This is a genomic window from Vasconcelosia minhoensis LEGE 07310 (assembly GCF_015207255.1).
Taxonomy (GTDB): Bacteria; Cyanobacteriota; Cyanobacteriia; order Phormidesmidales; family Phormidesmidaceae; genus Vasconcelosia; species Vasconcelosia minhoensis.
Genome location: NZ_JADEXG010000013.1, coordinates 30689 through 36714, shown reverse-complemented (window position 1 = coordinate 36714; position 6026 = coordinate 30689). Strand labels below are relative to the sequence as shown.

The following is a 6026-nucleotide window of genomic DNA, read 5'->3' as shown; positions in this document are numbered from 1 at the left end:
GTAAAGATACCAGCGACCAGCGGCGGTCGCGCAATCGTGTCGTTGACAAACCGCTGAGCGAAGAGTTCAGTGGTGCCGTTGGTGCCGTCACCAACCCAGGCGATGACGAAGCCGTTGTCGGCGGTAGTGACTGAGGGCTGCTTCTGGTCACCGGCAGTCGCCTGATTGACCAGGAAGTCACTGCCCAGCGGAACGCCATTGGCGTTGAACAGCCGGGCAAAGACATCCTGGCCTTCGTTGAGCTGGTCGCTGTGCCAGGTAACGACAAAGTCACCACTCTTATCGATACTGACTACTGCATGACGCTGGTCGCCAAGCTCAGCATCGTTGACCTTGAAGGCAGCACCCAGCTTTTGGCCATCGGCATCGAAGCGCTGCGCATAGATGTTGTAGTTGGAAGCGCTGCTTGAAGGATAGTCTCGACTTTCCCAAACGATGATGAAGTTGCCCGCATCATCAATATCGACGCGAGAGTAGATCTGGTCGCTGGCAGTAGCGGTGTTGACCAGGAACTCATCGCCGAGCCGCTCCCCGTTCGCGTTGTAGCGCTGGCCATAAACCCCCCAGCCACTGCCATCTTGATAACGGCTACTCCAGGTCGCCACAAATTCACCTGAGGCACTCATCGCTACCGAAGGATAGGTCTGTTCATAGGCGGTGTAGGTGTTGACGCGGAACTCGCTGCCGAGGGCAACCCCTTGCGCATCGAAGCGTTGACCATACACCTCGTGCCAAAAGGTGTCTTGGCTATAGCTCGACCAGAGGACGACGAAGTTGCCTTCGGCATCCGAGTCGATGGCGGTCATCCGCTGGTCGTAATAGGTATAGGTGTTGAGGCGGAACTCGCTGCCGAGGGGCTCGCCGCTGGCCGCAAAGCGCTGGCCGTACATGCCCCAACTGCTGCCGTCTTGATACTGACTGCTCCAGACGATGACGAAGTCACCGTTGCCATCAACCGTGACGCCTGCATCAATTTGGCTATGCGTAGTAGTCGTGTTGACTTTGAACTCACCGCCGAGCGGCACCCCCTGGGCATCGAAGCGCTGGGCATAGATGCCTTCGCTGCTGCCGTCTTGGCCCTGGCTGACCCAGGTGATGACGTAGTCGCCGTTGGGGCCGCTGGCGATGTAGTGCGGTGACTCGTAGTTGGTGTACTGGTGGCCCTCAACATAGGTGTTTACCTGAGCCGCTGGGCCATTAAACTGTAGAGCCTGTGTTAGATCGCTATGATCTCCAAAAAGAACAAATTCAAAGTCACTTTGACTGGGATTTCGTCTGACGCTAAGGTCAATCCCTGCATTCATCAGATTGTTAATAGTTTCACCACTTAGATGCGGGTGATCTAAGCCAATAGCATGACCCATCTCATGGGCTACTACTGTCAATAGGTCAATATAACCATACGGAGTATCGCTATAATTTGCCCGAAACGCAGTAGGCGAGATAGAGATAGAAAACTCTGAATCTTCCCAAGGCGTATCGTCAATAAACCATCCCTGCCCAGCAGCATCTATATCAAGCGAAATACCTTGTGCTGAGTGAAGCCCTAGTTGGGACCCTGGCAGATCTTCCCACTTGAAGGAAATAGTTTGTAGCGTTTCAAGTTGCTCATCGGTCAAACCCAAGCCAACCCATCGCGCGATCGCCGCCTGACGGATACTCTCAAGCGATTCAGTGAGCTGAAGCGTATTACTAGGTAGCCGCGTCAATGAATCTGTTCCATAAATCCCTGGGGCAGCAAGACCTGAATCGAGAACAGGCGATGATAGGGACTCAAGGTTGAAAGCGCTATCTGCTTGAATAAGCGTTTCTGCTTGGATGAGATCACCGTCATGATTTAGTGGTAGCCCACCAATATTTGATGGCGAAAAAGCGGCAGATTCGCTCGACAGAACCGAATCAATCAGTGTTTGTTTGGGTGTCGTTGTATAGGACTCCCAAGAAGGGTAGAGACGCTCAAAATTCTCACTCATCACCTAGAGTTCCTTAAGAGCAGAAAGTCAATTGGAGTAGCCCTAGCGAGATATTCATCTCAGCCAGAGCAAAATTGGCTCACAAAAGTGAGGTTTACCTTAAAGTCAAATACCCATGAAATGTCAACTCGACTGCTTTTGCAGTAAAATCAATCGGTTGGCTAAGTAGCACCGACAGACTTGAGAAGCAAGATTGGTTCAGTCGAGTTAAAGCAGATTTTTTGTTGGCACCATTCCTACAAATAGGATATAGTGTTGTATGCAATTTAGGGTTAATTCACTAACGACCGCAATAGCATTTACACCTAAAAACAAGCTTTTGCTCTATGAACTTTCGGTTAATATCTTTAGCTACTTTGTAAAGCGCTTAAAGTCAACTTAGACTAAAATAGATAAATATATTGATGTTATTTTTCATTAACGAAGATTTAGCTAATGCTTAAAGCCTTTAAGTTTTTATTTCGAGTATTACTGTAAGTCTTGCCAGGTCGGCAAATAAAAAAGATAGGCATTACATTTAAGGTGCCTATCTTTAGAGATCATAACTAAGTGTCTAATTCAAACGCCAGGTAATCTAGCAACACATCATCCAAATGTAATGCAGTCGGTGGTTTTGGGGAAATGCAGATTCTAAACGATTGCTGGCTCGCGAATTCCAGTCCTATCTTTTTTGAAAACAGTTTCGCTTAAAGGCACAAGGAAACAGCCGTTAACGAGTTCTGTGTAGGCATTCAAGTCTTGTTGCCAGCTATCTAGACATTGATAAATTTCTTGAAGATTTTGCTCTGGCTGTTCTGCGCTTAGAACGTGGTCTACATTTCCAGAGAATAAAACTACTGGAATCGTTTTATCTTCCGGCAGCTGGAGTGAAGCTTCGCTAATAGCAAGGTTCAGCTGGCCCCGATCCAAATTGTAAACATAGTTAACCGTCGCTCTGACAGAGCTTTGACCGTATTTCTGCCAGGGGCCTTTTGCCAGTAGGTGGTCTGAGACAAATTGGGTTGCGATTTCCTGCTCAACCGGAACGTATCCCCTAGGATTGATACCGATAGCCTGATAGTTCAGCTTCGGTAGAGCTTCTACAAGCTTACGAGCGATAGAGGGTGCAGTAATCTCGGCGGTGCTTTTTCCCTGAAGCAGTTCAGAAAACACAATCCGGTTGGGCTGAGCTGTAATAACTAAACCGTTCTTGTAGCCAATTTGGATGAGCTGATTAGTATATATGGGCTCTCTAGCTAGCTCCATATCCTCAGAAACGATTCCGCTATATTTAAGGAAGTCCGCGTTTAGAATAGACGGACTCTGACCTTTGGTTGCCAGAACCAAAACAAATTCTTGAACTTTGACTTCTTCTGTCATTGGAGCCTCTACAATACTCAATACATTACTGAAATGGCTTGACTTTCACTTGCTTTTATAGAGCAAGTGCTCGTCGAAGACCCTACGGGATTGAATCCCTTATGAGTAGTATTGGCTATGTTTCATTAAACTAACTAGGTAGGAATACTTGATTTTTAGGGACGACCTGGCCCCCTTGTGACTGGTGTAGGGCTCATCGGGCGATCGCGGTTGCTCAGACGTCAAAATCCAGAAACGCAGTTTTGCTAAAGTCCAGACTGCATTCTTACCGATTTACAGTTCGCTTTCCTGATCAGGCGGTTCAGGCTGCTGAGCTAGTTTTTGAAGTCGAGCGTCAATGTCATTCCATTGGCGACGGTCAAGTAGCGAGGGCTGAGCTTCAAAGACCTGGCCCTGATTATCGAAGCGAGCAACCAGCCGACCATCAGCCTTGGCGAGGATTGAGAAGATTTGAGCCTTGCTGAGTTTGCTCAGGATGTAGAGACGACCATTCGCCACCTCATCGCCTCTTGCAGTGAGAGCCGTTTGCCCCATCGCCTGAGCCATTGAAAAAGTTTGCATCATAATCGGGTAGAGCGTACTGGCCCACTGCCGGTCAGCAACTGAGCGAACGCCCGCGGCGGTCGTGAGCTGCTCTAGTTTTTCAGATAGGCCAAACTCAGCGCCCCAGCGGAAGAGGTAAGAATAGTCCAGCGCATCTTGCTGCACCTTGAAGATAGCGAGCACATCGCGCTGCTGTTTTTCCGACTCACTGCTTCGCCCCCATCGAAGTTTGCTGATGATGACGTCTTCAGGCGAAGACAGGAAGACCTCGGTCTGGTTTGGGAAGGCGTAGCGACGCCGCCTCATAAACTGCTCTTGGGCATAGGCGCTGTCGTTAGAGAGGATTAAATCAGCCCGAGAGATCGTTTCGAGGTGAGTAATTTGCAGAGAATTCATGCGACCAGCCGCCGCATCATTGCTTCCGGCGACATAAAAGCCGGCCTGTTCAAGGGTTGCTTGAAGCGTTGGGATAGCCGCAGAGGTAACCCGAAGTACAATGTCTAAATCTCGAGTCGTGCGCGGGTCACCATAGGCAATTGCAGCAACGCCTCCGGTGATGAAGTAATCCAGGTTAGCCATTTCAAAGACATTGTGCAGGTGAGCAGCTAATTCAATTGAATTCTGAACCCAGGTCACGGCGGAACCTCCAGGAACGTAGCCCGGCGGGCAATCGTCTTGTAGCCAGGCTTCGGCTAGCTTTCTGGCTAACTGATGAGCGGTAAGATAGTTAAATTGGCGGCTCAGGCATTGGAGTGAGAGTTCTCTGGCACTAGACATCAGGTCAGCTGCGATCTCCACCCGCTCAGTTACTGACCGTTGAGCAAGCAGGTAGAAGTCTAGCAGGTCTGCTTCTTGGGAGATATCAATCGCTTGAGTTCGATAGCCCGGTGGCGCTACGAACTTAGGAAGTTTTGGCTGAACCATCTGATTTCTTTAGGTTTTTCCCTCGCCTGGTTCCATTTTGCCAGATGCAGGCGGAGGGTGGACTATTCATTCAAGCTGTTATTCACCGCAACCAAATTCCGCTACTGGTTTATGACACAAAGCATCAGGAGATTCTCAAATGGATAAGCTAAACCTGTATCGTCAGCTCATTCAGCAATCACTTTTAGAGAGAGCGAAACTGCGTGCTCCGGATGACCCGGTCAAGAGTCAAACCGTTTGCGACCATGACGGCGATCACTATCAGCTTGTCAATTTGGGATGGAAAAATAGCAGTACCCGAATTTATGGCTGTGCCATTCATGCTGATATTATTGATGGCAAAATTTGGGTGCAGCGCGATGGGACGGAAGACGCGATCGCGGATCAGCTCATCGAAAAAGGCGTCCCCAAGCAGGACATCGTACTGGCCTACCATGCCCCCCACGTGCGACAGTATACCGAGTTTGCCGTAGGCTGATGCAGTATTACAATTAGCACTTCACAGAGAACGCTATGACTAAACCGATTACGATTCAGGTAGACGCTGATGTTGCAGACGCCTTTCAGCAAGCCTCGGCAGAGCAGCAGCAAAAAATTCAATCGATGCTAAACCTCTGGCTCAAATATATGGCTCAGCCCAATATATTAGAAAACATTGTGCGTCAGATGAGAGAAGAATCTAGCGCCCAGGGCCTAACCCCAGAAATCCTGGAAAATTTGCTTCAAGATGAGTAAGCTACGCCTGGTTTTGGATACTAATGTCCTGATTAGCAGCGTTCTCATAGATTCGTCAGTTCCTCAAAGAGTTTTTGACTATGCCCTTGCAGAAGCGATTGTGCTACTGTCAGAATCAACCCAGGCTGAACTCGGTAGAATTTTGACCAAGGAGAAATTCAACCGCTACCTTTCCTTGGAAAAGCGTCTTCAGTTCATGGCTGCCTTAACTCTTCGCGCAGAACTTGTCACCATCAATGAAAGTATTGAGATTTGCCGCGATCGCAAAGATAATCAATTTCTGGAACTAGCCGCCTGCGGGCAAGCGGCTTATCTGATTACTGGCGATCGCGATTTGCTAATACTCAATCCTTTCAGGCAAACTGTGGTGATTACACCCGTTCAGTTTTTAGAGCAGGTAATCTCCAAATAGTATCCATGAATCAGCGCACCTACTGGCTTTGCCTGTTTAACGCTACCGGATTCAAGTGGCCAAAGTGCAGGCATAGCCGC

The 6026-nt window shown here is 48.9% G+C and carries 5 protein-coding genes; 3 read left to right on the top strand and 2 right to left on the bottom strand.

Annotated features, from left to right (window positions below):
• Positions 1 to 2603: 2603 nt before the first annotated feature.
• A complete protein-coding gene (locus IQ241_RS07645) occupies positions 2604 to 3332 on the bottom strand; it encodes a hypothetical protein (protein WP_193905828.1) in 729 nt (242 codons plus the stop codon).
• A 273-nt stretch (positions 3333 to 3605) separates the two neighbouring features.
• Positions 3606 to 4799 carry a hypothetical protein gene (locus tag IQ241_RS07640; RefSeq protein WP_193905827.1) on the bottom strand — a complete coding sequence of 398 codons (1194 nt, stop codon included), beginning with the start codon at positions 4797 to 4799 and terminating at the stop codon, positions 3606 to 3608.
• A 139-nt stretch (positions 4800 to 4938) separates the two neighbouring features.
• Between IQ241_RS07640 and IQ241_RS07635 the strand changes: the two genes are divergently transcribed.
• Genes IQ241_RS07635 through IQ241_RS07625 form a run of 3 tightly spaced genes read left to right on the top strand, consistent with a single transcriptional unit; the run spans position 4939 to position 5946 of the window.
• Entirely contained in the window at positions 4939 to 5277 is a 339-nt protein-coding gene (locus IQ241_RS07635; protein ID WP_193905826.1) for a XisI protein, read from the top strand.
• Positions 5278 to 5312: 35 nt separating this feature from the next.
• Entirely contained in the window at positions 5313 to 5534 is a 222-nt protein-coding gene (locus tag IQ241_RS07630) for a hypothetical protein (protein ID WP_193905825.1), read from the top strand.
• Positions 5527 to 5946, top strand: coding sequence for a putative toxin-antitoxin system toxin component, PIN family (locus IQ241_RS07625; protein WP_193905824.1), 420 nt, complete (start codon positions 5527 to 5529; stop codon positions 5944 to 5946). Before IQ241_RS07630 ends, IQ241_RS07625 begins: the two co-directional genes overlap by 8 nt.
• Positions 5947 to 6026: the final 80 nt, after the last annotated feature.